Source organism: Kingella kingae ATCC 23330 (genome assembly GCF_900111845.1).
Taxonomy (GTDB): Bacteria; Pseudomonadota; Gammaproteobacteria; order Burkholderiales; family Neisseriaceae; genus Kingella; species Kingella kingae.
The window spans coordinates 93,782-119,701 of the sequence record NZ_FOJK01000033.1 but is presented as its reverse complement, the minus strand read 5'-3'; the positions used below and the strand labels follow the sequence as shown (position 1 = coordinate 119,701).

Annotated in this window: 26 protein-coding genes; 11 read left to right on the top strand and 15 right to left on the bottom strand. The window is 47.7% G+C overall.

Annotated features, from left to right (window positions below):
• Positions 1-41: 41 nt before the first annotated feature.
• Positions 42-500: an effector binding domain-containing protein gene (locus tag BQ5809_RS07415; protein WP_003787513.1), complete on the bottom strand. Its 459-nt coding sequence runs from the start codon at positions 498-500 to the stop codon at positions 42-44.
• A gap of 127 nt (positions 501-627) precedes the next feature.
• On the opposite strand from BQ5809_RS07415, the gene BQ5809_RS07410 reads away from it, so the two are divergent.
• On the top strand, positions 628-1,257 hold the full coding sequence (locus BQ5809_RS07410) for a bifunctional 4-hydroxy-2-oxoglutarate aldolase/2-dehydro-3-deoxy-phosphogluconate aldolase (RefSeq protein ID WP_003787514.1): 630 nt from the start codon (positions 628-630) through the stop codon (positions 1,255-1,257).
• Between the two features lie 176 nt (positions 1,258-1,433).
• Here BQ5809_RS07410 and mutM read toward each other — a convergent pair whose 3' ends face one another.
• The 6 genes from mutM to BQ5809_RS07380 all read right to left on the bottom strand — a co-directional run bounded on the left by mutM (position 1,434) and on the right by BQ5809_RS07380 (position 8,314).
• Positions 1,434-2,252, bottom strand: coding sequence for a bifunctional DNA-formamidopyrimidine glycosylase/DNA-(apurinic or apyrimidinic site) lyase (mutM, locus tag BQ5809_RS07405; RefSeq protein ID WP_003787516.1), 819 nt, complete (start codon positions 2,250-2,252; stop codon positions 1,434-1,436).
• 226 nt (positions 2,253-2,478) lie between these two features.
• Entirely contained in the window at positions 2,479-3,471 is a 993-nt protein-coding gene (gene oppF / locus BQ5809_RS07400) for a murein tripeptide/oligopeptide ABC transporter ATP binding protein OppF (protein ID WP_003787517.1), read from the bottom strand.
• Entirely contained in the window at positions 3,468-4,463 is a 996-nt protein-coding gene (oppD, locus tag BQ5809_RS07395) for an oligopeptide ABC transporter ATP-binding protein OppD (RefSeq protein ID WP_003787519.1), read from the bottom strand. Before oppD ends, oppF begins: the two co-directional genes overlap by 4 nt.
• A 93-nt stretch (positions 4,464-4,556) precedes the next feature.
• Positions 4,557-5,465: an oligopeptide ABC transporter permease OppC gene (gene oppC, locus BQ5809_RS07390; RefSeq protein WP_003787521.1), complete on the bottom strand. Its 909-nt coding sequence runs from the start codon at positions 5,463-5,465 to the stop codon at positions 4,557-4,559.
• 159 nt (positions 5,466-5,624) lie between these two features.
• The gene (oppB, locus tag BQ5809_RS07385) at positions 5,625-6,545 is read right to left on the bottom strand and encodes an oligopeptide ABC transporter permease OppB (RefSeq protein WP_003787523.1); all 921 of its coding nucleotides are present in this window, start codon (positions 6,543-6,545) and stop codon (positions 5,625-5,627) included.
• A 104-nt stretch (positions 6,546-6,649) separates the two neighbouring features.
• Positions 6,650-8,314, bottom strand: a complete 1,665-nt coding sequence (locus BQ5809_RS07380) for an ABC transporter substrate-binding protein (RefSeq protein WP_003787526.1) — start codon at positions 8,312-8,314, stop codon at positions 6,650-6,652.
• Between the two features lie 247 nt (positions 8,315-8,561).
• Here BQ5809_RS07380 and fba point away from each other — a divergent pair, with 247 nt between their 5' ends.
• Both fba and BQ5809_RS07370 read left to right on the top strand, forming a co-directional pair.
• Positions 8,562-9,626 (top strand): class II fructose-bisphosphate aldolase, encoded by a 1,065-nt coding sequence (gene fba, locus BQ5809_RS07375; RefSeq protein WP_003787531.1) that lies wholly within the window; start codon positions 8,562-8,564, stop codon positions 9,624-9,626.
• Positions 9,627-9,719: 93 nt separating this feature from the next.
• The gene (locus BQ5809_RS07370) at positions 9,720-10,919 is read left to right on the top strand and encodes a Slam-dependent surface lipoprotein (RefSeq protein WP_003787534.1); all 1,200 of its coding nucleotides are present in this window, start codon (positions 9,720-9,722) and stop codon (positions 10,917-10,919) included.
• An 83-nt stretch (positions 10,920-11,002) separates the two neighbouring features.
• On the opposite strand, the gene BQ5809_RS07365 is transcribed toward BQ5809_RS07370, so the two are convergent.
• From BQ5809_RS07365 to hflX, 4 genes are read right to left on the bottom strand one after another with little or no spacing between them, the layout of a single operon-like run.
• Positions 11,003-11,386: an AEC family transporter gene (locus BQ5809_RS07365; protein ID WP_003787535.1), complete on the bottom strand. Its 384-nt coding sequence runs from the start codon at positions 11,384-11,386 to the stop codon at positions 11,003-11,005.
• Entirely contained in the window at positions 11,364-11,531 is a 168-nt protein-coding gene (locus tag BQ5809_RS11005; protein WP_155114353.1) for a hypothetical protein, read from the bottom strand. Before BQ5809_RS11005 ends, BQ5809_RS07365 begins: the two co-directional genes overlap by 23 nt.
• 12 nt (positions 11,532-11,543) lie before the next feature.
• Positions 11,544-12,074 carry a hypothetical protein gene (locus BQ5809_RS07360; protein ID WP_003787539.1) on the bottom strand — a complete coding sequence of 177 codons (531 nt, stop codon included), beginning with the start codon at positions 12,072-12,074 and terminating at the stop codon, positions 11,544-11,546.
• Positions 12,075-12,078: 4 nt separating this feature from the next.
• Entirely contained in the window at positions 12,079-13,215 is a 1,137-nt protein-coding gene (gene hflX / locus BQ5809_RS07355; RefSeq protein ID WP_003787541.1) for a GTPase HflX, read from the bottom strand.
• 226 nt (positions 13,216-13,441) lie between these two features.
• Here hflX and BQ5809_RS07350 point away from each other — a divergent pair, with 226 nt between their 5' ends.
• The 6 genes from BQ5809_RS07350 (at position 13,442) to BQ5809_RS07325 (ending at position 19,328) form a co-directional block, all read left to right on the top strand.
• Complete coding sequence (locus tag BQ5809_RS07350) at positions 13,442-14,617, top strand: alpha-hydroxy acid oxidase (protein WP_003787543.1); 1,176 nt, start codon at positions 13,442-13,444, stop codon at positions 14,615-14,617.
• 112 nt (positions 14,618-14,729) lie between these two features.
• A complete protein-coding gene (pseC, locus tag BQ5809_RS07345; RefSeq protein ID WP_003787545.1) occupies positions 14,730-15,887 on the top strand; it encodes a UDP-4-amino-4,6-dideoxy-N-acetyl-beta-L-altrosamine transaminase in 1,158 nt (385 codons plus the stop codon).
• A 205-nt stretch (positions 15,888-16,092) separates the two neighbouring features.
• A complete protein-coding gene (locus BQ5809_RS07340) occupies positions 16,093-17,133 on the top strand; it encodes a type IV pilus twitching motility protein PilT (RefSeq protein ID WP_003791105.1) in 1,041 nt (346 codons plus the stop codon).
• A gap of 19 nt (positions 17,134-17,152) precedes the next feature.
• Positions 17,153-18,433 carry a PilT/PilU family type 4a pilus ATPase gene (locus BQ5809_RS07335; RefSeq protein ID WP_003787551.1) on the top strand — a complete coding sequence of 427 codons (1,281 nt, stop codon included), beginning with the start codon at positions 17,153-17,155 and terminating at the stop codon, positions 18,431-18,433.
• Between the two features lie 77 nt (positions 18,434-18,510).
• On the top strand, positions 18,511-18,954 hold the full coding sequence (locus tag BQ5809_RS07330; RefSeq protein WP_003787553.1) for a peroxiredoxin: 444 nt from the start codon (positions 18,511-18,513) through the stop codon (positions 18,952-18,954).
• Positions 18,951-19,328, top strand: coding sequence for a diacylglycerol kinase (locus BQ5809_RS07325; protein ID WP_003787555.1), 378 nt, complete (start codon positions 18,951-18,953; stop codon positions 19,326-19,328). The genes BQ5809_RS07330 and BQ5809_RS07325 overlap by 4 nt, the downstream gene beginning before the upstream one ends.
• A 70-nt stretch (positions 19,329-19,398) precedes the next feature.
• Here the strand turns inward: BQ5809_RS07325 and BQ5809_RS07320 are convergent, their stop codons facing one another.
• The 4 genes from BQ5809_RS07320 to BQ5809_RS07305 all read right to left on the bottom strand — a co-directional run bounded on the left by BQ5809_RS07320 (position 19,399) and on the right by BQ5809_RS07305 (position 23,512).
• The gene (locus BQ5809_RS07320; RefSeq protein ID WP_003787558.1) at positions 19,399-19,908 is read right to left on the bottom strand and encodes a gluconokinase; all 510 of its coding nucleotides are present in this window, start codon (positions 19,906-19,908) and stop codon (positions 19,399-19,401) included.
• Between the two features lie 124 nt (positions 19,909-20,032).
• Complete coding sequence (locus BQ5809_RS07315; RefSeq protein ID WP_003787560.1) at positions 20,033-21,418, bottom strand: GntP family permease; 1,386 nt, start codon at positions 21,416-21,418, stop codon at positions 20,033-20,035.
• A gap of 142 nt (positions 21,419-21,560) precedes the next feature.
• Entirely contained in the window at positions 21,561-22,412 is an 852-nt protein-coding gene (gene folD / locus BQ5809_RS07310; protein ID WP_003787562.1) for a bifunctional methylenetetrahydrofolate dehydrogenase/methenyltetrahydrofolate cyclohydrolase FolD, read from the bottom strand.
• 56 nt (positions 22,413-22,468) lie between these two features.
• Positions 22,469-23,512 (bottom strand): histone deacetylase family protein, encoded by a 1,044-nt coding sequence (locus BQ5809_RS07305; RefSeq protein WP_003787564.1) that lies wholly within the window; start codon positions 23,510-23,512, stop codon positions 22,469-22,471.
• Between the two features lie 114 nt (positions 23,513-23,626).
• Here BQ5809_RS07305 and BQ5809_RS07300 point away from each other — a divergent pair, with 114 nt between their 5' ends.
• Positions 23,627-24,445: a beta-1,6-N-acetylglucosaminyltransferase gene (locus tag BQ5809_RS07300; RefSeq protein ID WP_003787566.1), complete on the top strand. Its 819-nt coding sequence runs from the start codon at positions 23,627-23,629 to the stop codon at positions 24,443-24,445.
• 153 nt (positions 24,446-24,598) lie between these two features.
• Positions 24,599-25,909 carry a paraquat-inducible protein A gene (locus BQ5809_RS07295; RefSeq protein WP_003787567.1) on the top strand — a complete coding sequence of 437 codons (1,311 nt, stop codon included), beginning with the start codon at positions 24,599-24,601 and terminating at the stop codon, positions 25,907-25,909.
• The last annotated feature ends 11 nt before the right edge of the window (positions 25,910-25,920 follow it).

The window sequence follows — 25,920 nt, the reverse complement described above, 5'->3', positions numbered from 1 at the left end:
TTTTGTTGATTAAAGTGCAGGCTGCTTTTGTTTGATTACGCTTACAAAGCTTCTTCTGTCATTTCTACTTGCCCAACCAATCCCACATAAATCTTTGGCAAACCAAAACTCGGATAACTTTCCAAATCCATTTTATTGGCACGTTGCGTTTGCACATCATCGGGCAGTTGCGCCCACATTGTCCACGCGCTTTCGGGCTGTTTGTCGGGCAATTCATACACCGCATATTGCTGGGGCAGCACCCAAACATCGGCAGCCGCGTCAGGCAAATCCAAATCATTGGGAACCAAATAACCCAACACCGCTTGCTTGTCGCCATTGCTTTGATATTGATGATACACGCAATAAATCGTGCGACTGAATGCGCGAATATCGGATTGCAGGCTGCTTTGTTGCCACGCTTGCCACAGCGCAGACAAATCGGCAGCAGCGTGTTCGGCGCGAATGTTTGCCGCCAAACCAGCCACGCGAAAAATGGGGAGAGTGGTTGTATTCATCATGATGTTGTCCTAAAAAACTGCGATTGTACGCGATTTTTATCGCTGGTTTACGCCCGCAATAGTCGTAACAAAATTACAAATAGTGTACAATTCCAGTCATCTCAACCCCAACCCAAAGGAAAACAACATGACTCCACGCGAGATTTTATCCGCAGGCGCAGTAGTGCCTGTGATGGCGATTGACGATTTAAGTACCGCCGTTGATTTGGCACACGCATTGGTAGCAGGCGGCATTCCTACTTTGGAAATCACGCTGCGTACCCCTGTTGGCATTGATGCGATTCGTTTGATTAAAAAAGAAGTGCCCAACGCGATTGTGGGCGCAGGCACAGTAACCAATCCAGACCAGCTCAAAGCCGTTGCCGATGCAGGCGCGGTGTTTGCCATTAGTCCAGGTTTGCACGAAAGTTTGGCAAAAGCCAGCCACGATGTGAACATTCCGTTAATTCCAGGTGTGGCAACCCCAGGCGAAGTGCAACTGGCTCTGGAACACGGCATTGATACACTTAAATTGTTCCCAGCCGAAGTGGTGGGCGGTAAAGCCATGCTCAAAGCCTTGTATGGCCCGTATGCCGATGTGCGCTTCTGCCCAACTGGTGGGATTACGTTGCAATCTGCGCCTGATTATTTGGCATTACCTAACGTGTTGTGCGTGGGCGGAACGTGGCTCACACCAAAAGATGCGGTTGCCAATAAAGATTGGGACACGATTACGCGTTTAGCCAAAGAAGCGGCGGCTTTGCGTCCTGCTGCATAAATAAGCATAAACAAAGTGCAGGCTGCTTTTTCTGAAACTGAAAAAGCAGCCTGCACTTTATAGTGGATTAAATTTAGATTAGGACAAGGCGACAACGACCGCTGTGTACATCTAGTACATAAGGGAGTTGGCAACGCTGTACTAATCTAAATTTAATTCACGATATTTACATCTATTTAACGCTGACATTGCACACAATAAAACGTACCACGTTGTCCCAAAACCGATTTTTCAATCAATCCGCTACAACGCAAGCAGCCTGCACCTTGTCGCCCATACACTTTGTATTCTTGCTGGAAATAGCCACTTTTGCCATCGCTGTCCACAAAATCGCGCAAAGTGCTGCCACCCGTTTCAATCGCGCGTGCCAAAATTTGCTTGATTGCCACAACTAAATCCGCGCATTCTTGTTTGGACAACGATTGAGCAGGGCGATTAGGCGAAATTGCCGCTTGGAACAAACTTTCGTTGGCATAAATATTGCCTACACCAACCACAATCGCATTGTCCATAATCGCCAACTTAATGGCGCGATGTTTACCACGCAAGCGGTCAAACAAATAATCGGCTGTAAACTCATCGTTCAACGGTTCAACGCCCAAATTTCGCAGCAATTCGTGGTGTTCTGCCACGCCTGCCAGCCACAAAATCGCACCAAAACGACGTGGGTCGTGATAGCGCAATACCGTGCCGTCTTCAAACACAAAATCCGCGTGGTCGTGTTTGCCTGCATCGGGCAGCGTATCGCGAAAAATCCGCAGGCTGCCCGACATACCCAAATGAATCAGCAAAACGCCTGTATCCAACTGAATCAACAAATATTTGGCACGGCGGGTGCATTGGCGTACCGTTTGATGCTGCAAAATATCGGCTAAATCGCTGGGCACTTGCCAGCGCAATTTGGGTTGGCGAACAATGGTTTGCACGATTTTTTTGCCGTTAATATGGGGCGCAATACCGCGCAACGTGGTTTCTACTTCGGGTAGTTCGGGCATGAGGGTCTTTCTATTGATAATATAGTGAATTAAATTCAAACTAGTACAGCGTTGCCAACTCCCTTATGTACTAGATGTACACGGCGGTCGTTGTCGCCTTGTCCTAGTTTGAATTGAATCCACTATATAATTCAAATAAATGGTTTCATTTTTGGTTAAGTTATTCATTTTTATATTTAATAATCAAAAGACGGTCTGAAAAAACGTTCAGACTGTCTTATTGGATTTAGGCTGGGACTTGCCGTTTCAAACACGCTGCCTGATGACTTTCGCTGCCTGAAAGCATGGGTTTAGTTTCCGCGCAATCGCTATCCGCCAATGTGCAGCGCGTCCGAAACACGCAACCGCTCGGCGGATTGATTGGGCTAGGCAAATCCCCTGGCAATAATTGAATCACTTTATTGCGCTCTGCTTCGGGGTCGGGCAACGGCACGGCAGACATTAACGCTTGTGTGTACGGGTGTGTTGGTGCGTCAAAAATTTCCTTGTCCGTTCCCAATTCCACAGCATTGCCCAAATACATCACCAACACGCGGTCAGAAATGTGTTTCACAACCGACAAATCGTGCGCGATAAAAATCAACGCCAAGCCCATTTCTTTTTGAACTTGTTTCAATAAATTAACCACTTGCGCTTGAATGGACACGTCCAACGCGGAAACAGGTTCATCACAAATAATCAATTTCGGCTCTAAAATCAAAGCTCTGGCAATGCCAATACGTTGGCATTGTCCGCCTGAAAATTCATGCGGATAGCGGTTAATTTGATTGGGCAACAAACCGACTTTTTTCATCATGGCTTTGACACGCTCTTGCGCTTCGGTTTTGCTGATTTGTGGGTTAAATGTTCGCAACGGCTCGGCAATAATATCGCCCACGGTCATGCGCGGATTGAGTGAAGCCAATGGGTCTTGAAAAATCATTTGAATATCTTTGCGTTTCAAGCGCATAGATTTTTCAGGCAGCCCTACCAATTCTTCGCCCTGAAATTTTATGCTGCCTGAACGCGCTTTCACCAAGCCGATAATCGTGCGCGCCAATGTGGATTTGCCGCAACCCGATTCGCCTACTACGCCCAAAGTTTCCCCTGCAAATAAATCAAACGATACGCCATTCACGGCTTTGAGCATGACAGGTTTTTGCCAAAAAAATGCGTCGTCTTGTTTAATCGTGAAATGGGTTTGCACATTGCGCACTTGTAATAAAGGTTGCGTGTTCATGCGTGTTCTCCCTGTGTGGCGTGGTATGGGTGTTCCCAATGGCAGGCGCGTTGGCGACCGTTGGGTAGGAATTTCAATTCGGGCGGTTCGCTGCGGCAAATGTCCATAACGTGTTCGCAACGCTCTTGAAATGGGCAACCTTGCGGCAAACGCAATAAATTAGGCGGATTGCCGGGGATGGTTTTCAATTCTTCGCCGTCCGCGCCGTCCAAACGCGGCACTGCGCCCAACAAGCCAATGGTGTAAGGGTGTGTGGGGTGATAGAAAATTTCATTGGTCGGACCATACGCCATTGTGCGCCCTGCGTACATCACGAGTACTTTATCGCAAATGCCTGCCACAACGCCCAAATCGTGCGTAATCATAATAATCGTGGTGTTGAAATCGCGTTTCAAATCATTGAGTAACGCCATAATTTGCGCTTGCACGGTTACATCTAACGCGGTTGTCGGTTCGTCAGCAATCAACAATTTAGGGCGACACAGCAACGCCATCGCAATCATCACGCGCTGGCGCATACCGCCTGAAAATTCGTGCGGATACATTTTAATGCGCTTGGCGGCTTCGGGAATTTTGACCGCGTCTAACATTTTTTGTGCTTCTGCCCATGCGTCAGTTTTGCTCATGCCTTTGTGCAACATCAACACTTCGGCGAGCTGGTCGCCCACGCGCATATAGGGGTTAAGCGAGGTCATCGGGTCTTGGAAAATCATGGCGATTTGTTCGGCGCGGATTTTGTTTAATGATTTTTCAGGCAGCCCTAAAATTTCTTGGTCGTTGAATTTAACTGAACCGTTTGTTGCACCGTTTTTCGCCAACAAACCCATTATGGCGAAAGCGGTTTGCGATTTACCTGAACCTGATTCGCCCACAATGCCGAGCGTTTCGCCTTGATTCAGCGTGAAATTGAGTTGATTGACAGCCGTTACCAAGCCGTCTTCGGTTTTGAATTGCACGCGCAAATCGCGTACTTGGAGTAATGGTGTGGTCATGGTTTTTGTTCCTGTGCAGGCTGCTTTTTTGTGAAATATATTTGATTTTGAAATAATAATTTTTCTATTTCCCAAAAAAGTTGCCTGAAAAAATCAACGGTCTTTCGGGTCAAGCGCATCGCGCAAGCCGTCGCCAATAAAGTTAAAGCAAAACAGCGTCAATACCAAAAAGCTAGACGGCACAAGCAGTTGCCATGGCGCGATTTGCATGGTTTTCGCACCCTCTTCCAACATCGCGCCCCAACTTGTCATCGGTTCTTGCACGCCCAAGCCCAAAAAACTCAAAAACGATTCAAACAAAATCATACTCGGCACAAGCAAAGACGCATAAATCACAACCACGCCCAACACATTCGGCACAATATGGCGCATGACAATATTTTTGCTAGACACACCGCAAACGTGTGCCGCTTCAATAAATTCCTTGCGTTTCAAGCCCAAAGTTTGACCGCGCACAATCCGCGCCACGTCTAGCCAAGACACCATGCCAATCGCCGCAAAGATGAAAATCAAATTGCGCCCGAAAAACGTAACCAACAAAATCACGAAAAACATAAACGGAAACGCATTCAAAATTTCCAAAAATCGCATCATCAGCATATCCACTTTGCCGCCGAAATAGCCCGACACCGCGCCATAAATCGTACCAACCAACACGGCAATCAACGCGCCAGCCAAGCCAACCATCAGCGAAATGCGTCCGCCAACCGCCACGCGCGTCAGCAAATCGCGCCCTAATGAATCCGTGCCAAGATAGTGTTTGTTGTCAAAAGATGGCGCGGCTTGCATATTGCCCCAGTCGGTGTCGGCGTAACCAAATGGCGCAATCATCGGCACGACAATTACAAACGCGGCAATCATCAATAAAATCAACATACTGATTAACGCGGCTTTGTTGCGTTTGAATCTGCGCCATGCGTCGTCCCACAGGCTGCGCCCTTTGATTTCGGCTTCTTGCGCCATTTCGCTAATGGCTTGGGATTGTTGTTTACTTACCAGCATAAAATGTTCCTTTTTGTTCTTTTTATTTTTTTCAGGCTGCTTTTCAATACATGCAAAAATTTTTCAGTTTGTAGTAACTTTGTTCCCTCTCCCACAGGAGAGGGAGTCGATTTGCTTACATACAAAAATTCCTATCATGTATTAAAAGCTGCCTGAAATTTAATAACGGATTTTCGGGTCAATCACGGCGTACAAAATATCCACAATCGCATTAAACACAATCGTCAAAACGCCCACCAAAATGGTTAAGCTCAACACCATGCCATAATCGCGATTGAGTGCGCCATTGACAAATAATTGCCCAATACCTGGTAGCCCAAAAATGGTTTCAATCACAATAGAACCTGTAATAATCCCGACAAACGCAGGGCCTAAATACGAAATTACAGGCAGCAAAGCAGGTCGCAGTGCGTGTTTCAAAACAATGTAGCGCATGGACAAACCTTTGGCGCGCGCGGTGCGGATAAATGGACTATTCATCACTTCAATCATTGAGCCACGCATAATCCGCGAAATGCTCGCCACATACGCCAACGCCAACGCCATCACAGGTAAAACCAGATTGATTGCCGCGCCATCATTCCAGCCACCAGCAGGCAGATATTTCAAAATAATCGCAAAAATCAACACCAGCAAAGGGGCTTTCACAAAACTGGGAATCACCACGCCCGTCATTGCCAAAGTCATCAGCACATAATCCAGCCACGAGTTCTGTTTCAATGCGGCAATCACGCCCAACGCTACACCCAGTACCATAGCAATGATGAATGCGTACAACCCCACTTCCACAGAAACAGGCAAGGCTTGCGCTAATAATTCGTTCACGGAAAAATCTTTGTATTTAAACGATGGGCCAAAATCGCCCTGCACTAATTGTTTGAGATAATTGAGATATTGCAACCACATCGGGTCATTGAGATGATATTTTGCCTCAATGTTTGCCAATACGGCTGGTGGCAAATTGCGTTCGCCTGTGAATGGGCTACCAGGGGCTAGTCGCATCATAAAGAATGATACGGTGATTAAGACAAATAATGTGGGTATCGCCTCTAATAGGCGGCGTAGAATCAGTTTAAACATGGTTTGTGCCTATTTGTTTTTATTTGAAAAATAACATCATCAAAATATTCAGGCTGCCTGAAAACCTAGGCAATCACTTTCAGGCAGCCTGCATTTATTGACGATTAGTGTTTCAAAATCGACCAATTTTTCACTTGGAAATTATCCATTGGGTCTTTGTTGGAATAACCCGCCACATACGGTTTCACCAAACGTGCGCTCACATAGTGGTAAGCAAAAATAGTCGCTGCGTCTTTATCCAACACTGCTTCGGCTTTTTGATACAACTCGCCGCGTTGTTCAGGTGTAATACTTGCGCTTAATGTTTGTTTTATCAAATCATCAAATTCTGCGCTGGCGTATTTGCCGTAGTTGCTACTGTTGTCCGATTTAAACGTATTTAAGAATGAAGACGCTTCATTGAAATCGGCACACCACCCACCACGCGATAATTGATGTTTTTGCGTGCGGCGCGTATCCAAATACGTTTTCCATTCTTGGTTATTCAAAGTCGCTTCAACAAAACCCAATTTTTCTTTCCACAATGCCGACGCTGCAACCGCATTTTTCTTGTGGTTTTCGCTGGTGTTGTACAGCAATTCAAATTTCAATGGATTGCCTTCATTGTAGCCAGCTTCATTCAACAATTTTTTCGCTTCGGCAATGCGTTTAGCCTCGTCCCACGATTTCCATTCAGGCGTAAATTCTTTCATACCTTGCGCGGCTGGTGGGGTAAATTCGTAAGCTGCTGTTTCGCCACGTCCCACAATCTTGCTGGCAAATAATTCACGGTCAAACGTCAAAGACAGCGCACGGCGCACTTTGGGATTATCAAACGGTGCTTTTTTGTGGTTGAATTCGTAGTAATAAGTACACAAATATGGCGATACTTTCATTTGTTCGCCCATTTCCGTTTGCAACGATTTGAATTGTTCAGACGGAATGTCGTTGTACGTTACATCAATTTCGCCCGCTTTAAAGCGGCTCATGTCGGTTACGGCTGATGTTACTGCCAAGAAAGTAACTTGGTTAATTTTCGTGTTTGCATCATCGTAATATTGCGGATTGCGTTCCAAAACGATTTTGTCGTTTACTGCCCACGATTTCAATTTATATGCGCCATTGCTCACAAAATTTTCAGGCAGCGTCCATTTGTCGCCATGTGCTTCAACCGCTTTTTTATTTACGGGTTTCACTGATGTATGAATTAATGAGTCTGGGAAATAAGGCACGGGTTCAGTTAAAGTAATTTCTACCGTTTTCGCATCAATCGCTTTCACGCCCAAAGTATCAGGTTTGGCTTTGCCGTCCACAATTTCTTGTGCGTTTGCCACTTTCACATCAACCAAATAGCTAGAATAGGGCGACGCGGTTGCAGGGTCGGTCAAACGGCGGAAACTGTACACGAAATCTTCTGCAGTAACAGGGTCGCCATTACTCCATTTGGCATCGCGCAAGTGGAATGTCCATACTTTGTTATCCGCGCTTTCCCATTTTTCTGCCATGCCACTAATGGTTTTGCCGTCATTGTCGGTTGTAGTTAAGCCGACCAATAATTGACGCAAAATATTGGATTCTGGTACGCCTGATACTTTGTGTGGGTCAAGCGATTCGGGCTCTGCGCCGTTGTTGATGATGATTTCTTGTTTTTCAGCCAATTCGGTTGAAATAGGTGCAGCGTTGCCAGCAGGGGCAGCGGCTTTATCGCTACCGCCGCCGCAAGCTGCTAATCCAAACGCAGCCGACAATGCCAATAACATGAGTGAATAAGATGTGCGTGGTGTGCTCATGGTGCGTTCCTTTGCATACAGGGTTAAAGATGCCATTTCGTTATGGCTAAATATTTTCGCATCTTTAAGAAAATTTACAAATTTGTCAAGCGATGTATTGTGTTTTACACAAGTGCAGGCTGCTTTTTATTGAAAAAACATTTAAAAGCAGCCTGCACATTTACCCTTTCTTTACACAAAGCAATGCTGCTATAATGCCGATGCAGCACAAAACTACATTCCACTACATTTGAATTAGGAGCAAAAAATGGCACTCGTATCCATGCGACAACTGTTAGACCACGCAGCCGAACACAGCTACGGCTTGCCTGCATTCAACGTAAACAATTTGGAACAAATGCGCGCGATTATGGAAGCCGCAAATCAAGTCAATGCGCCTGTTATTGTTCAGGCGAGCGCAGGCGCACGCAAATACGCAGGTGCGCCATTTTTGCGTCATTTGATTTTGGCAGCGGTGGAAGAATTTCCGCACATTCCAGTGGTGATGCACCAAGACCACGGCGCATCGCCCGATGTGTGCCAGCGTTCTATTCAGCTTGGATTTAGTTCCGTGATGATGGACGGCTCGCTGTTGGAAGACGGCAAAACGCCATCAACATATGAATACAACGTAGAAGCCACACGCAAAGTAGTGCAATTTTCTCACGCTTGCGGTGTGTCGGTTGAGGGCGAAATCGGCGTTTTGGGCAACTTGGAAACAGGCGAAGCAGGCGAAGAAGATGGCGTTGGCGCAGAAGGCAAATTGTCGCACGACCAAATGCTAACCAGCGTGGAAGACGCACGGAGTTTTGTGCAAGACACAGGCGTAGATGCGTTGGCGATTGCGATTGGCACAAGTCATGGCGCGTATAAATTCACGTGTCCGCCCACAGGCGAAGTGTTACGCATTGACCGTATTAAAGAAATTCACGCAGCGTTGCCGAATACGCATATTGTCATGCACGGTTCGAGCTCCGTGCCACAAGAGTGGTTAAAAATCATCAACGAATACGGCGGTGCGATTGGCGAGACTTATGGTGTGCCTGTGGAAGAAATCGTGGAAGGCATCAAACACGGCGTGCGAAAAGTGAATATTGACACCGATTTGCGCCTAGCCAGCACGGGCGCAATCCGCCAATTTATGGCGGAAAACCCTGCCGAATTTGACCCACGCAAATATTTAAGCAAAACGGTTGAAGCGATGAAGCAAATTTGTATTGACCGCTATTTGGCATTTGGCTGCGAGGGTCAGGCAGATAAAATCAAGCCGATTTCGTTGGAAAAAATGGCAACGCGCTATGCCAAAGGCGAATTGAATCAGATTGTGAAATAATTTAAGTGCAGGCTGCTTTTAGTGTAAAATCTAGTCAAAAGCAGCCTGCACTTTTAATGTTTTTTTGTCCAATCTGAAAAAAGGAATAATGCAATGAAAGTAACTCATCCTATTTTATGTTTATTAACAGCTACGGTTTTAGTGGCGTGTGGTGGCGGTGGTGGTTCTAATAATAACCTTAATATCAATAGCCAAAATAGCCAACCCAATAATATCCCAGCCAATCAAAATGGCGCAAATAATCCAGCCCGACCCACTGCATCAAAATTCAATAACAATGGCATTACAAAAGCAGTTGCCCAAGACAAAACACTGTATTCGTTTACCCATTCTTGGAAAGTTGTACCACCAACAGGAGCATTGGCTGCCGAAGTACAAAAAGCCGTCGCTAATACCAATAAACTTCGTGCCGAAGTGGGCGCATCTAACTTGAAATACGATGAAAGGCTGTCTGCTTATGCACAACGTCGCGCAGAAGAAATTGTGCGCTTGTTTAACCACAAGCGTTTGAATGGTCAAGAAATTTATGTCGGATTTGCCAATGGCAATCGTGGCGAAAATATTGCAGCAGGCTACGGTACCGCCGATGCAACTGTGCTAACTCAATGGAGAAACAGCAAAGGACATTATGAAAATATGATTGCCAAAGGCTTTACCAAAATTGGTATCGGTGTGGTGTACGTTCCAGGTAGCACATACCGCTATTATTGGGTGCAAATTTTTGGTAGCGATGCAACCACCAGCAGCTATTATTTTGATTCGTCCATAGCCGAAACCAACAATCCCACGCCTTTAAAATCGTTGCGTGTAGATGGCGTGGATATTCCGCTTAATGTGCAATCTGGGCAATGGCGAAACATTCACGTTAATAATCATAGTGGTATGGTAAGTGGCTATGCTCATACCCGTTTTGGTGTGATAAAAAACAATAGCACAAATCTGTACCAAACATTCTATCAAGGCACGCCAACCGCAACGATGCCAACAACAGGTTCAGCAAAATACGTTGGACAAGGTGTGATTGTGAATGGGCAACATGTGAATAATCAGGTAACAGCACAATTTAACGTTAATTTTGTAAACAAAAATTTAACAGGCTCATTGAGCAATAACGGCAAAAATCCGATTAATTTACAAGCCAATATTACAGGAAACACGTTCCACAGCAAGATTGGTGCTGATGTAGAAACGCATGGCGGCTTCTTCGGCGACAATGCCGCAGAATTGGCTGGCGATTTCCGTGAGCAAAAAGCTAATGGCAGAATAGGTGCGTTTGGTGCGCGTAAGCAGTAGAAAATAGTCAAAAGCAGCCTGCACTTGGTAAATAAAAAGTGCAGGCTGCTTTTGTATTCAACGCCACCAAGCCAATATCACAGTCATAGATACAAACAAAGCCAGCGGTGCGGTGGCTGTCGATAGCATGGCAAAGGTTCTTGCGCGAAAGTGGGTAAGGTGAACCAGCCAAAGGCAAAGGGTAGGGCGCACAGCAAGGCAATAATAATGGGGTTGGTCAAAATGGTTTTGCCGATTTTTTTGAGACCGCTGCCCAAGTGGTTGTGGCTTTTTTCCCAGCTCAACAAAATTAGCAGCAAAGGCATAATCACGATGTTTTCGGTCAAAACATTCATGGGAAAATAAACGCTGGCGGTGTTGGCATTGCTTGCCATAGACAAGAGCGGATAGTCGACAAAGCCCGAATTGGCTTGCCCTGCCGCCAAACCGTTGAGTGCTGCTAATTTATGCGGACATTTTCGGCGCACGTTTAATCAATAGCCAATGGCAAATGCCAGCAGCGATGCGAGCGTGTAGTGCGATTTGGGCGTGGGCAAAAAAGCCAAAACGTAAGCTGGCAAAGCCCAATGCCATGAGCAGAAAAATGGGGAGTGTAATATTTAAAATAGTCATAATGATGACGATTTAGTCTGGTGAATGAAAATTTTCTGGCACTTTGGTTTGTACCGAAAAAAGTGCAGACTGCTTTTGATGGCGCAAACGATGTTGGCGATACCAAACGCTCAAAAACAGCCACAGCAAATAGGGCAAGCAGCCTGCAACAATCAAATAGCGCAACGATGTAAACGAAATGGTTTGGCGTTGATGAATCAACAAATCCCACAGCGCGTTGAACCACAGCCATGTGGCAGGCACGCTAAATGCCAGCACAATCAGCGATGCAAACGCGCGTGGCAGTGTCATTGCCAGCGTTTCGCCTGCGTCGCCATATTTTTTTAGGCGCAACAGCGCCCACATTGCCCACAAAATCAGCAATACCATCACGCCATTAATGCCGACTTGAATCCAGCCAAACGCAAATTCGGGCGACACGGGCAACTGGTCGCTGGGCAAAGGCGTGGCAGTGGGCAGTAGAGCGTCTTTGATATTGAAAAACACGCTTGCCAGCAAATCTGCGCTAATAATGTAAACAGGGATATTTTTGATGAAATTCATGTGGTTAAACTCTTTCTATCAACGCTAAACGCAAATCGTCCAAACCTGCGCCACTGCTTGCCGACACGCGCACCGCTGTAATTTGTTGCTGCAAATCGCGCAAGTAGCCTGCACTTTGTTCGGTTTTGGGCAGCAAGTCAATTTTGTTGTACACCAAAATTTGTGGGATTTTGTCGGCTTTGATTTCGGCTAACACATTGTTCACATCTTGGATTTTGCGTTCCAATTCGGGGTCGCTGGCATCAACCAAATGCAGCAACACGTCTGCCAATGCGGTTTCTTCCAATGTCGCGGAAAATGCCGATACTAATTTGTGTGGCAAATCCTGAACAAAACCAACGGTGTCGGTCAAAATAATGCTGGCTTCGGGGTTGAGATACAAACGCCGTGCAGTTGTATCCAAAGTAGCAAAAAGTTGGTCTTTCGCCAACACGTCCGATTTGGTTAAGCGGTTGAATAATGTGGATTTACCTGCATTGGTGTAGCCCACAATCGCAAAAGTTTTGATGTTGCCTTGCAATCGGGCTTTGCGGCGTGTTTCGCGTTGTTTTTTGACGTTGTCTAGCTGGTGGCGCAGTTGCGTGATTTTGGTTTGGATTAAGCGGCGGTCGGTTTCCAGTTGCGTTTCGCCTGGTCCTTTTAAGCCGATGCCGCCTTTTTGGCTTTGTAGATGTTTGTAGCCGCGCACCAAACGGCTGGATAAATGCGACAGTTGCGCCAATTCCACTTGCAATTTGCCTTCTTGCGATTGGGCGCGTTGGGCGAAAATCGCCAAAATCAAGCCAACGCGGTCTAGCACGCGGCATTGCAGGATTTTTTCCAGATTACGTTCTTGCGTGGGCGATAATTCGTGATTAAAAATAACCAGTTCAATGTTGTTTTGCTGCACAACTTGCGCCAATTCTTCGGCTTTGCCTGTGCCAACAAACAGGGCGGAATGAGCTTTGTCGCGTTTGGCAGTTTCGCTGCACACGAGTTTGCCGCCTGTTGCGTGGACAAGCTCTGCTGCTTCGGTGCAGGCTGCTTTGAATTGCTGTTCGCGCAGCTCGTTTGTGCCTGTGTAGCTGCTAGATAGTATGACCGAAACCAGCATAATGCGTTCGGCGTGTTCTAGGGTTTTGTCGGTGCGAAATCGGGTCATGTTGATGGGGTACTCAAAATAAAATCAGCCACTTATTCCCTCTCTTTTGGGAGAGGGTTAGGGAGAGGGAACGGATTTGCAGCTATTTCATCAATTTAATGTAGTTTTAAAGCTGCTCATCAAAATAAAAGCGTGTAAAATAAGAATAACTCTCAAATGGGAGCTAAAAACCAACCGAATTGTAACCCACCCAACCCTTTTTGTATTGAAATGAAAGGAAATAGAGATGAATTGCGGTTTAAATAAAATGACGTGTATTGAAGACTTGCGCCGTGTCGCCAAGTTCAAAGTCCCCAAAATGTTTTACGATTATGCCGATTCAGGCTCGTGGACAGAAACCACCTATCGTGCCAACAGCAGCGATTTTGATGCGATTAAGTTCCGCCAAAAAGTGCTGGTAGACATGGAAGGGCGCAGCTTGGCAACCAAACTCATCGGGCAAGACGTGGTCATGCCCACCGCGCTCGCACCCACAGGTTTAACAGGCATGCAACGCGCAGACGGCGAAATCTTGGCAGCCAAAGCCGCCGAAAAATTTGGCGTACCATTCACGCTGTCCACCATGTCTATTTGTTCGATTGAAGACGTGGCAGAAAATACCAGCGCACCGTTTTGGTTTCAGCTTTATGTGATGCGCGACCGCGAGTTCATGCAAAATTTGATTAAACGTGCGCATGATGCCAACTGCTCGGCATTGGTTTTGACGGCAGATTTGCAAATTTTAGGACAACGCCACAAAGACATCAAAAACGGCTTGTCTGCACCGCCCAAACCGACTTTGTTGAACTTATTGAACTTGGCGATGAAGCCCGAATGGTGTTGGCATATGTTGCACACGCAACGCCGCACGTTCCGCAATATTGTTGGACACGCGAAAAATGTGCAGGACGTGTCATCGCTATCATCGTGGACGGCAGAGCAATTTGACCCACGTTTGAGCTGGGACGATGTGGCGCGGATTAAAGATTTGTGGGGCGGTAAGCTCATCATCAAAGGGATTATGGACGCGGAAGATGCGATTAAAGCTGCCGAACATGGCGCAGATGCGATTGTGGTCTCCAATCATGGCGGACGACAATTAGACGGCGCGTTATCCAGCATTCACGCCTTGCCTGATATTGTGCAGGCTGCTGGCTCGCAAACCGAAGTGTGGTTGGACGGTGGCATTACATCGGGTCAAGACATTTTAAAAGCATGGGCGTTGGGCGCGAAAGGCACGATGATTGGACGTGCGTTCTTATACGGCTTGGGCGCGTATGGCGAAGATGGTGTGCGCCGTGTGTTGGAAATTTTGTATAAGGAAATGGACGTGTCGATGGCTTTGGCTGGTTATCGCAATTTGCACGATGTGGGACGCGAAATTTTGATTGATGGAACGTATCCTGTGGCGCGTGGGAAATAGCGTGGGTATGGCGGCGCAACGCCATGCTCGATAAAAACAGGTAAAATAGTGCAGGCTGCTTTTTGGGTTATTTAAAAGCAGCCTACACTTTTATCCAACAGAAAGAATCAACATGAACATTCCATACGGCAAACAAAACATTTCCGAACAAGACATCGCGGCGGTGGTGTCGGTGTTGCGCTCCGATTTTTTGACGCAGGGCGAACAAGTGCCTGCGTTTGAACGCGCTATCCGCGATTATTGTGGCGCAAAACACGCCGTTGCCGTGAACAGCGCGACATCGGCTTTGCACATTGCTTGCTTGGCGTTGGGCGTGGGGCAGGGCGATATGGTGTGGACAACGCCTAACACGTTTGTCGCATCGGTAAATTGCGCGTTGTATTGCGGCGCAACGGTGGATTTTGTGGACATCGATTCGCGCACGTTCAATTTATCGCCCGAATTGTTATCGCAAAAACTGGCAGCAGCAAAACGTGCAGGCTGCTTGCCCAAAGTCGTGATTCCCGTGCATTTGTGCGGCGAACCGTGCGATATGGCGGCAATTCATGCGCTGTCGCAGGAATACGGCTTTAAGATTATTGAAGACGCTTCGCACGCGATTGGTGCAAGTTACGCCACAGGTAAAGTCGGCAATGGACAATACAGCGACATTACCGTGTTCAGCTTTCACCCAGTCAAAATCATCACCACCGCAGAAGGTGGAGTTGCCATGACTCAACACGATGATTTGGCAAATAAAATGCAGCAACTGCGCTCGCACGGCATCACACGCAATCCGCAAGAAATGGTGGGCGAACCCGATGGCGCGTGGTATTACCAACAAATTGATTTGGGCTACAATTATCGCATGACCGAAATGCAGGCTGCTTTGGGTGTGAGCCAAATGCACCGCTTGGACGAATTTGTCGCACGCCGTCATGTGTTAGCCACGCAATACGATGATTTATTGGCAGATTTGCCTGTGCAGTTGCCGTATCGCAATCCACAAAATTATTCTGCCTTGCATTTGTATCCAATCCAAGTTGCACCCGAACAACGCCTGCGCGTGGTCAATTTTTTGCGCGAACACGGCATTGGCGTGAACGTGCATTACATTCCCGTGCATACGCAGCCGTATTATCGCCAACGCTTCGGCTTTGAGCAGGGCGATTTCCCAAACGCAGAACGCTATTATGCAGGTGCGATTAGCTTGCCCTTGTATTTTGATTTGTCGGACGAGCAACAGCATTATGTGGTGGCGACTTTGAAACAGGCGTTGGTGCAGGGGTAATTCAATCAAACCAATAAAAATGCAGGCTGCTTTTTCTACGGGAAACTCTGTAAAAAAGCAGCCTGCACTTTCTCATGTTGTTTTATTCAATCAACCCAGTCGGATTTTGGTTAATTGGCTTATCAAAACGGCTAAATTTCTTTACAATACCGCCCTTATTCTATTTACAAAAATCACTTAAATAAAAGGTTCTATCATGAGCGATATGCAAATTACCGACTTGCTGGCTTTTGGCGTAAAAAACAAAGCATCAGACTTACACCTTTCGGCTGGCTTGCCACCGATGATTCGCGTACACGGCGATGTGCGCCGCATCAACTTGCCCGAAATGAGCGCAGACCAAGTCGGCAACATGATTAGCTCTATCATGAACGACTTGCAGCGCAAAAACTATCAACAAAACTTGGAAACCGACTTTTCGTTTGAATTGCCCAACGTGGCGCGTTTCCGTGTGAATGCGTTTAACACCAACCGCGGTCCAGCAGCCGTGTTGCGTACCATTCCAAGCAAAGTATTAACGCTGGACGAACTCAAAGCACCGCGCATTTTCCAAAAAATTGCCGACACACCACGCGGTTTGGTTTTGGTTACAGGGCCAACAGGTTCGGGTAAATCCACCACCTTGGCGGCGATGATTGACTACATCAACGACAACCACGCAGGTCATATCTTGACGATTGAAGACCCGATTGAGTTTGTGCATCAATCCAAAAAATGCTTGGTAAACCAACGCGAATTGCACGAACACACCCACAGCTTTGCCAACGCACTGAAATCGGCATTGCGTGAAGACCCTGATATCATTCTGGTGGGCGAGATGCGTGACCCTGAAACCATCGGCTTGGCATTGACGGCTGCCGAAACGGGTCACTTGGTATTCGGTACATTGCACACCACATCGGCATCAAAAACGGTCGACCGTATTATTGACGTGTTCCCAGCAGGCGAAAAAGAAATGGTGCGTTCTATGTTGTCGGAATCGTTGCGTGCCGTAATCGCGCAAACGTTGATGAAAACTAAAGACGGAAAAGGTCGTGTTGCCGCGCACGAAATCATGGTATCCACTCCTGCGATTCGTAACTTGATTCGTGAAAACAAAATCGCGCAAATGAACTCGACCATTCAAACAGGTCAAAACTTTGGTATGCAAACGCTGGACCAATGTTTGCAAGACTTGGTTCGCCGCAATATTGTGTCGTTAGACGCAGCACGCGCCAAAGCACAAAACCCAGATATGATTAACTAACCCACAGAGAGCAGCTATCATGGCAGAACAAGACATCACTTCCCTACTTGAAGGTTTTGTAAACAATTACAAAGTAACCAACGATGCCGCCAAGCCTGCTGCACCAGCAGGACGAGCCGTGCCTGCATCGGCACAAGCCACGGCAACGGCTTCGGAAATTGCGCCAGCCAAAAAATCGGGCTTACACCCTTTGTTGGAAAAAATGGCTGCCGAATGTGAAAAACGCGGTGCATCGGATATTTTTATCAGCGCAGGTTTTCCGCCATCATTCAAAATCAATGGCGAATTAACGCCTGTTCCGCTCAAACCGCTCACGCAGCAAGACACGCAAATTTTGGTGTATTCCACTATGTCGCCAGACCAACGTGCGCGTTTTGACCACGAATTGGAATTGAACTACTCCGTGTCGTCTAGCGAGGGCATTCGCTTTCGTGTGAACTCGTATCACGAACAAGGTCGCATGGGCATGGTGTGGCGTCGCATCACCACCAAAATCTTAACGGTTGATGATTTGCAGTTGCCACAAGGTTTAAAAGACTTGGCGATGCAGCCGCGCGGTTTGTTGATTTTGGCAGGCGCAACGGGTTCGGGTAAATCTACGTCTATGGCGGCGATGCTGGACTGGCGTAACAAACACGCCGCAGGTCATATTGTGACCATTGAAGACCCTGTGGAATATCTGCACAAACCAATCAAGAGTATTTTCACGCAACGCGAATTGGGCGTGGATACGAATTCTTGGTCAATGGCGGTGCAATCGGCAATGCGTCAAGCACCAGACGTGGTTTGTGTGGGTGAGGTGCGTAACGAACACACCATGGAATACGCTTTGCAACTGGCGCAAACAGGTCACTTGTGTATCTTTACCATTCATGCGAACAATGCCGTGCAAACCATTGAGCGTATTATGAACTTCTATCCAGAAGAGCGTCATCAACAAGTATTGATGGACTTGGCGTTGAACACAGTGGGCATTATTGGTCAGCGTTTGGCGCGATTGAAAGGCGGCGGACGTACGGCGATTGTGGATTTGTTGATTAACAGCCCTGCGATGCAAGACCACATTTTCAAAGGCGAGTTGATGGAAGCGATGTCGTTGATGAATCGTTCGGAAACAGACGGCATGCAAACGTTTGACCAAGACTTGTTCCGCTTGTACACCGAAGACAAAATCACTTACGAAGAAGCCTTGCGCCAAGCTGAATCGGTAAACGACTTGCGCTTGAAAATCAAATTGTGGGAAGAGGGTAATGCCAAAGACCACATCTTTGAGCGCGTGGGCGGTTTGAGCTTGCAATAAAAAGCAGCCTGCACTTTAATCAACCAGCAGCCGTATTCCCAACACAATACGGCTGCTTTTTCACGAAAGTCATTCACATGAATTATTCTTTTACCTTGCCAGCTTCCAACGGCGAAACTTTTGACAGCAGCCAACATTTGCCGCTGGTTGTGTATTTCTATCCCAAAGACAGCACCGCAGGTTGCACCACCGAAGGCTTGGATTTTAACCGCTTGCTACCCGAATTTGCCGAATTGGGCTACACCGTAGTCGGCATTTCACGCGATAGCATTAAATCGCACCAAAATTTTTGCAATAAACAAGGCTTTCAATTTTTGCTATTGAGCGATGCAGACGAAACGGTATGCAAACTGTTTGACGTGATTAAACTGAAAAAACTGTATGGCAAAGAATACATGGGCATCGAACGCAGCACGTTTGTGTTGAACGCACAAGGCGAAATCGCACACGAATGGCGCAAAGTGAAAGTGGCAGGACACGCGCAAGCCGTATTGGACGCGATTAAAGGAGCAGCAGCATGACGCAACCGCACAACGAATTCAAAGGCACAAAAGGTTTTAAACGGATTATTAACGCCAGCGGCTATTCCAAAGACGGATTGCAGGCTGCTTTTCGCCACGAAGCGGCATTTCGTCAACTGGTGTGGCTGCACGGCGCATCGTCGATTGCGGTGTGGTGCGCGGATTTGGATTTGGCGATTAAAATGATTTTGGTGCTGGTGTCGCTGGTGTCGCTGATAGTGGAATTGTTCAACACGGGCATTGAAGCGGTGGTGGACGATATTTCGTTAGAGAAACGCGAATTAGCAAAACGTGCCAAAGATGTCGGCTCTGCCGCGCAGATGATTGCGCTGTTTGCGTGGGGGATTTTGTGGATTATGGCGTTGTGTGATTGAAATCGCGCAAAAAAAGCAGCCTGCACTTTTATAATATAAACAAAAAGTGCAGGCTGCTTTGTTACATTTATCAATGTTCGCTATCAAGCCATGCGCGAATGTCCACCGCCACATCTTCTGGCGAGCCCGCGTTGTCAATCACAATGCCCAGTTCATCGCTTTGCAGCGGTTCTAAAATCGCCAGTTGTGAATCGACCATGCTGGCTTTCATATAATGTCCTTGTCGTGCTGCCATGCGTTCGCGGTTGAGTTCAACTGGCGGCGATAGGTGGACAAAATACACGTCGCCTTGTGCACCACGCAAAATGTCGCGGTAGATTTTTTTGAGCGCGGAACAGGTTACAACGGTGTGCGTTGCGCCGTTTTGGGCTTGCTCGCTCATCCAGTCGCGTAGGTTTTCTAGCCATGGAAAGCGGTCTTCATCGGTGAGCGGTATGCCTGCGCCCATTTTGTCGCGGTTGGCTTGGGTGTGAAAATCGTCGCCTTCGGCATAGGCGCAGTTTAGGTGTTGCTCGATGGTTTGGGCGGCGGTGGTTTTACCGCAACCGCAAATGCCCATGATGACGTAATGTTTGGTCATGTTGGTTTCCTTGTTGATTGTGCAGGCTGCTTGGATTCGGAGAGCATAATCAGAGTGGGTATGGCGGCGATACGCTATGTTCTGATATATCTGCAAATATTAAAAGCAGCCTGCACTTTTTGTCTTACCCCAAAATCGCTACGGCAATCGCTGACAGCACAAAACCAATCACGGCAATGAGCGTTTGATTGACTGTCCATGTTTTGAGCGTGGTGGCGGCGTCCATGTTCAACAGGCGACCAACTAGCCAGAAGCCTGAATCGTTTACGTGGCTGGCGGCAACCGAACCTGCGGCAGTGGCAAGCACTACGCCTGCTAGCTGCCAATCGTTGTAACCTGCTGCGGCGACGGCTGGTGCCATCAAGGCGGCGGTGGTCAAGGCAACGGTTGCTGAACCTTGTGCGATGCGCAATACCAGCGCAACCAAGAAACAGCCAAACAAAACGGGTACGCCTAAATCGCCCATGGTGTCGGCAAGGGCTTTACCAATGCCTGATGCGCGTAACACGCCACCAAACATACCGCCTGCGCCTGTAATCAAAATTACGGAGCAAACTGGGCCTAATGTGCTGTCCAGTGTTTTTTCTAGTGCGCTGCCGTTCATGCCGCGTTTGCTGCCCAAAAAGTACATGGCTGCTAGCACGGAAATCAACAAGGCGATGGGGGTTGAACCCATCATGCGTAAGAATTGTACCCAGTTGGCTTTGCCATCAACCCAGTTGCTCGCGCTTGCCATGTGTAAACTTGTGTTCATAAAAATCAAGAACATAGGGATAAATATGAGTGCGACTACCAAGCCTGCACTGGCTGGTGCTTGTGGTTGGTCATCGTCTTGTTTGCCGCCTGATACCAAATCTGGCACGGGAATCGGGAACAGTTTGTTGGACGTTAAGCCCCACCAATAGCCGCTCACTAGCCAAGTTAATAGCGCGACAGGAATGCCCAGCATCAAGATGTAACCTAAGTTTGCGCCATAAAATTCGGCAGCGGCAATTGGGCCGGGGTGCGGTGGCAAGAAAACGTGCATTACGGAAAACGCGCCAATAGACGGCAGCGCGTATGCCAATACGTTGGATTTCATGCGGCGAGCGGTGGCGAACACAATCGGCAACATCACCACCAAACCTGCATCAAAAAACATCGGGAAGCCAAACGGCAACGATGCCACGCCCAATGCGAATGGTGCGCGTTTTTCGCCAAAAATACGAATCATTGCGTCTGCCAGCGATTGTGCGCCGCCCGATGTTTCCACCAAGCGTCCGAGCATTGCGCCCAAGCCGACCAGCAACGCCACGCTGCCCAATGTGCCGCCAAAGTTTTTAAGCAACACATCGCCCACAATCGCACCAAATGGCACGCCTGTTACGATGGCGGTTATTAAGCTGACCAAAATCAGCGTCAGCAAAGCGTGTACGCGGAATTTAATAATCAACAACAAAATCAATGCAATCGCGCCTGCGGCAATGCCCAGTAGCGAACCTGCGCCTAGCGTTTGAGTCCAATCGCCCATTTTGATACTCCCTAGTTTAAGGTTAAAAAATGTTGGTTTTTGTGATTTAAATGTAAGGAATAGTTATCATACGCCTAAAATGAAGCCTAAAAAAGCAGCCTGCATTTTTATACAAAAGCAGGCTGCACTCTATTCATCGCTATCAATCACGCAACTGCGCGGCTTGCAAGGTATTTTCCAACAAGCTAGCAATCGTCATCGGGCCAACGCCACCTGGTACGGGTGTAATCGCGCTGGCACGTTCGGCAGCGGCGTCAAACGCCACATCGCCGCACAATTTGCCGTTGTCCAAGCGGTTAATGCCCACGTCAATGACTACTGCGCCTGCTTTAATCCATTCGCCTTGCACAAAATTGGGTTTGCCTACTGCGGCTACCACAATATCTGCGGCTGCCACTTCTTGCGCCAAGTTTTGTGTGGCACTGTGGCACACCGTAACCGTGCCGCCTGCCAACAACATTTCCAAGGCTTGTGGTCGCCCAACAATATTGGACGCGCCCACAATGCACACTTTTTTCCCTTTAATATCAATTTTGTATTCAGATAACAAAGTCATCACGCCTTTGGGTGTACAGGGGCGCAACAAGGGCATTTTTTGTGCTAAACGTCCCATGTTATACGGGTGGAAACCGTCCACGTCTTTTTGTGGGTTAATGCGCTCCAAAATGTTTTGGCTGTTGATGTGTTTGGGCAGTGGCAGTTGTACCAAAATACCATCTACTTCGAGATTGGTGTTCAATTCGTCAATCAACGTTAGCAATTCGGCTTCGGTGGTTGTGGCTGGCAAAATGTGCGAAAACGATTTGAGCGCGGCTTTGTCGCAGGCTAATTGTTTGTTGCGAACATAAACCGCGCTGGCTGAGTCATCGCCCACCAACACCACCGCTAAACCTGGTACGCGCAAGCCTGCTGCTTTGCGTTGAGCGACTTGTTCGGCAACTCGCGCAATACATTGTTCTGAAACTTGTTTACCGTTGATGATTTGTGCTGTCATGATGGTCTTTCAATAGAGTTGGGGAAAAGAAAAATGAAGTGCAAAAGCAGCCTGCACTAAAAAAATGGACTTGCCTTAACCAAACACGCAATATGCGCTTTGGCACTGCTTGCCAAGCTGCTCAACTGATAGCCGCCTTCTAGCACCGACACAATGCGTCCTTTGGCATAACGGTTGGCAAGCAGCATCACTTTTTTGGTGAGCCATTCAAAATCGGCTTCGGTCAGGTTCAAATGCCCCAATGGGTCATCGCGATGGGCGTCAAATCCTGCCGATAATAAAATCAGTTGCGGTTGAAATTGCTCCAATTTGGGCAACCAAACTTGGCGCACGGCATCGCGAAATGCGTTGCTGCCATCGCCTGCTTTGAGCGGTGTGTTGGCGATATTGGGGTTGCTGCCTGTGTATTCTGTGCCGCAAAAAGGGTACAACGGGTGTTCAAAAGTGGAGAGCAACATCACGCGGTTGTCATCGCGAAAAATGTCTTCTGTGCCATCGCCGTGGTGTAAATCAAAATCCAAAATGGCAACGCGCTCCAAGCGGTATTCGGCAATCGCGTGCATGGCGGCAACGGCAATATTGTTGATAAAACAAAAGCCCGAAGCCTTGTCGGCATGAGCATGATGTCCTGGTGGGCGCACGGCACAAAACGCATTTTTGGCTTGCTTGGTCATGACCAAGTCCACTGCTTTAACGGCTGCACCTGCGGCTTTGCGAGCAGCCTGCAAACTGTCGCGGCTCAAAAACGTGTCTTCGTTGATTTTAACGCTGCCTGTTTGGGGGACTTGGCTTTCTAGGCTACTCAAATAACGGCGCGTATGCACGCGAGCCAGTTGAATGTCCGACACTTCGGGGGCTTCAATTTTTTGTAGCAATATCCACAAACCTGAATTTTTGAGTGCGCGGGCAATGGCATTGGTGCGTTCGGGGCTTTCGGGGTGCAGGCTGCCTGCAAAATGCGCTTGGCAATCGGGCGAATAAATCCACGCGCTGCGCCCTTTTATATCCAACAAACGCAACAATTTTCTGCGCCAATAGCGATATTGGCTCAGCAACTGGGCGATGATAATGGGCGGTTTGCGGTATAAAGACGAGTCCATACGACTAATTGCGCTGCGGTCAAAACAGGCGATATTGTAGCGCGTTTTGGGGATTGAGTAACGCGCATAATTTGCGTATATTGCCTGCGTTTTGATACAAAAGCAGCCTGCACCATGTCCACCGCTTATTTAATGCTTGCCCACCGTCCGCCCTATCATCTTGCCACGCTTGCCGCACAGCAACCGCAAGCGCGTTTCTATCTGCACTACGATGTCAAATCGCCGCTTGCCGATTTGTATTTTCTGCGCGGATTGCCCAACGTCAAAATCCTGAACAATCGTATCAACATTCATTGGGGCGGATTTAGCATGATTGAAGCCACGCTGGTATTGATGCAGGCTGCTTTGGCGGATTCGCGCAATCAGTATTTTCACTTGATTAGCGGCGATTGCCTGCCACTTCAATCACCCGAACACATGACAAACATCATGCAGCAAACGGGTGCAGGCTGCTTGTTTTTGACTTGCCACGTTGAGCTGCGATTGCGTTATCGTGTGCGATTCAACGTGCCGCACGCCGATTCCAACTGGCAACGCAGTTTGGCAGGCAAGCTGCTGACCAAAGTCGCGCAAATTGCCGATAAAATTCTGCCCAGCTCAATCGTGCCATACAGCGGCAGCCAATGGTTTTCTGCCGACCGCGTGGCGTTGCAGCTTTTGTTTAACGAAAGTTTAGGCGATAGGGTGTCGCAGTTTGAACGCAAATTGTGTCCCGATGAACATTTTTTCCAGCACATCGCGCAACAACACCAAAGCAGCCTGCACTGGGTAAACCAAAATCATCGTTACATTCAATTTGCAGGACACGCCAATCACCCCGATTTTCTCACGCTTGCCCAAGTGCAGGCTGCTTGCCGACAAGATTTCTGGTTTGCTCGAAAAGTGCGCCCAGAGATTGCGGTTGCATTTTGGGCAGACAAAATCGCATGCTGATGCAGCAATCGCGATTAGCAAAGTGAAATAAAAATGGTACAAGGCGACAACGACCGCTGTGTACACCTAGTACATAAGGGCGTTGGCAATGCCGTACCATTGCGATTTCACTTTGCTATATAATCACGACTTTAATTTTTATTGATCAGATTCATGTCGCTCCACTATCGGCTACAACAACGCGCCCAAAAATGGTGGCAGAAGCTCTATATGCCTTCTGCCACTTTGCCCGCGCACGTTTTAGACTGCCCCGAATGCGGTTTACGCACCCACATTCCCAAGCTGCGACAAGGACAGCAAGCCAGTTGCCCACGTTGTCATCATCATTTGGTGCGTGTGGAAACCGAGCCTTTTTTGATGCCGCTTGCTTGCGCCATTGCTGCTGTATTGATGATGGGCTGGGTCTATAATCTGCCATTTGCCAATATTTCGATGACAGGTATGTTTTCGCCGCTCACGTTGCCCAACATGATTGGCTCGCTGCTGCACGACAACTGGGGCTTTTTGGGTTTGGTTATGTTCGCGCTCACATTTGGCTCGCCTGTGCTGTTTTTGTTGGCGTGTATTTTTGTGTACATTTGCCTACTGCGCCGCGTTTATCCAGCCATATTATTGCGTACCACGCGCCTGCTATTGCGTTTGCGCGAATGGATTATGGTTGATGTATTTTTCATCTCCATGTTGGTGGCGTACATTAAAATCCGCACCGTTGCCGAAGTGGAATTTGGCATGGCGTTTTGGTTGATGCCGATACTCACATTGCTGCTATTGCGTACCAGCATTGCCATTCCAAGTCATTGGGTGTATTACCAAATTCGCCGCCATAGCCACAGCGATTTATTGCAGGCTGCAAGCGATGAAATTTGTTGCACGCGCTGTTTGTATTTCCGCCCCAAAAGCGAAACGCGCTGCGGTGTGTGCGATTCCGAATTGTTTAATCGCCGACCACACAGCATTAAAGTTGCAGGCTGCTTTTTGCTCGCTTCCATTATTTTGTATCTGCCAGCCAACTTGTTGCCCATTATGATTTCGCAAAACCCGATGGAAAAAGAAATCAGCACCATCATGAGTGGCATTATTTATATGTGGAATGATGGCGATAAACTGATTGCGGCGATTATTTTTTCTGCCAGTATTGCCGTGCCAACGCTCAAAATCATCTCGCTGGCGATTTTGCTGTTTAGCGCGAAATACAAACTGCTCGCCCCGATTGGCACATTGTCGCTGCAATATCGGCTAACCGAAGCTGTGGGGCGTTGGTCTATGATAGACATTTTTGTCATTATTATTATGATGACAACTTTTCACACCCACATTGCGCGAGTAACGCCTGGCCCTGCTGCGATTTATTTTTGTTTGGTTGTGATTTTGACGATGCTGTGCGCCCATTTTTTTGATGTACGCTTGCTGTGGGATAAACACGAAAAACAACAAGCCAAACAAACAGAAATCGACCCAATATAGCCACACAAAAA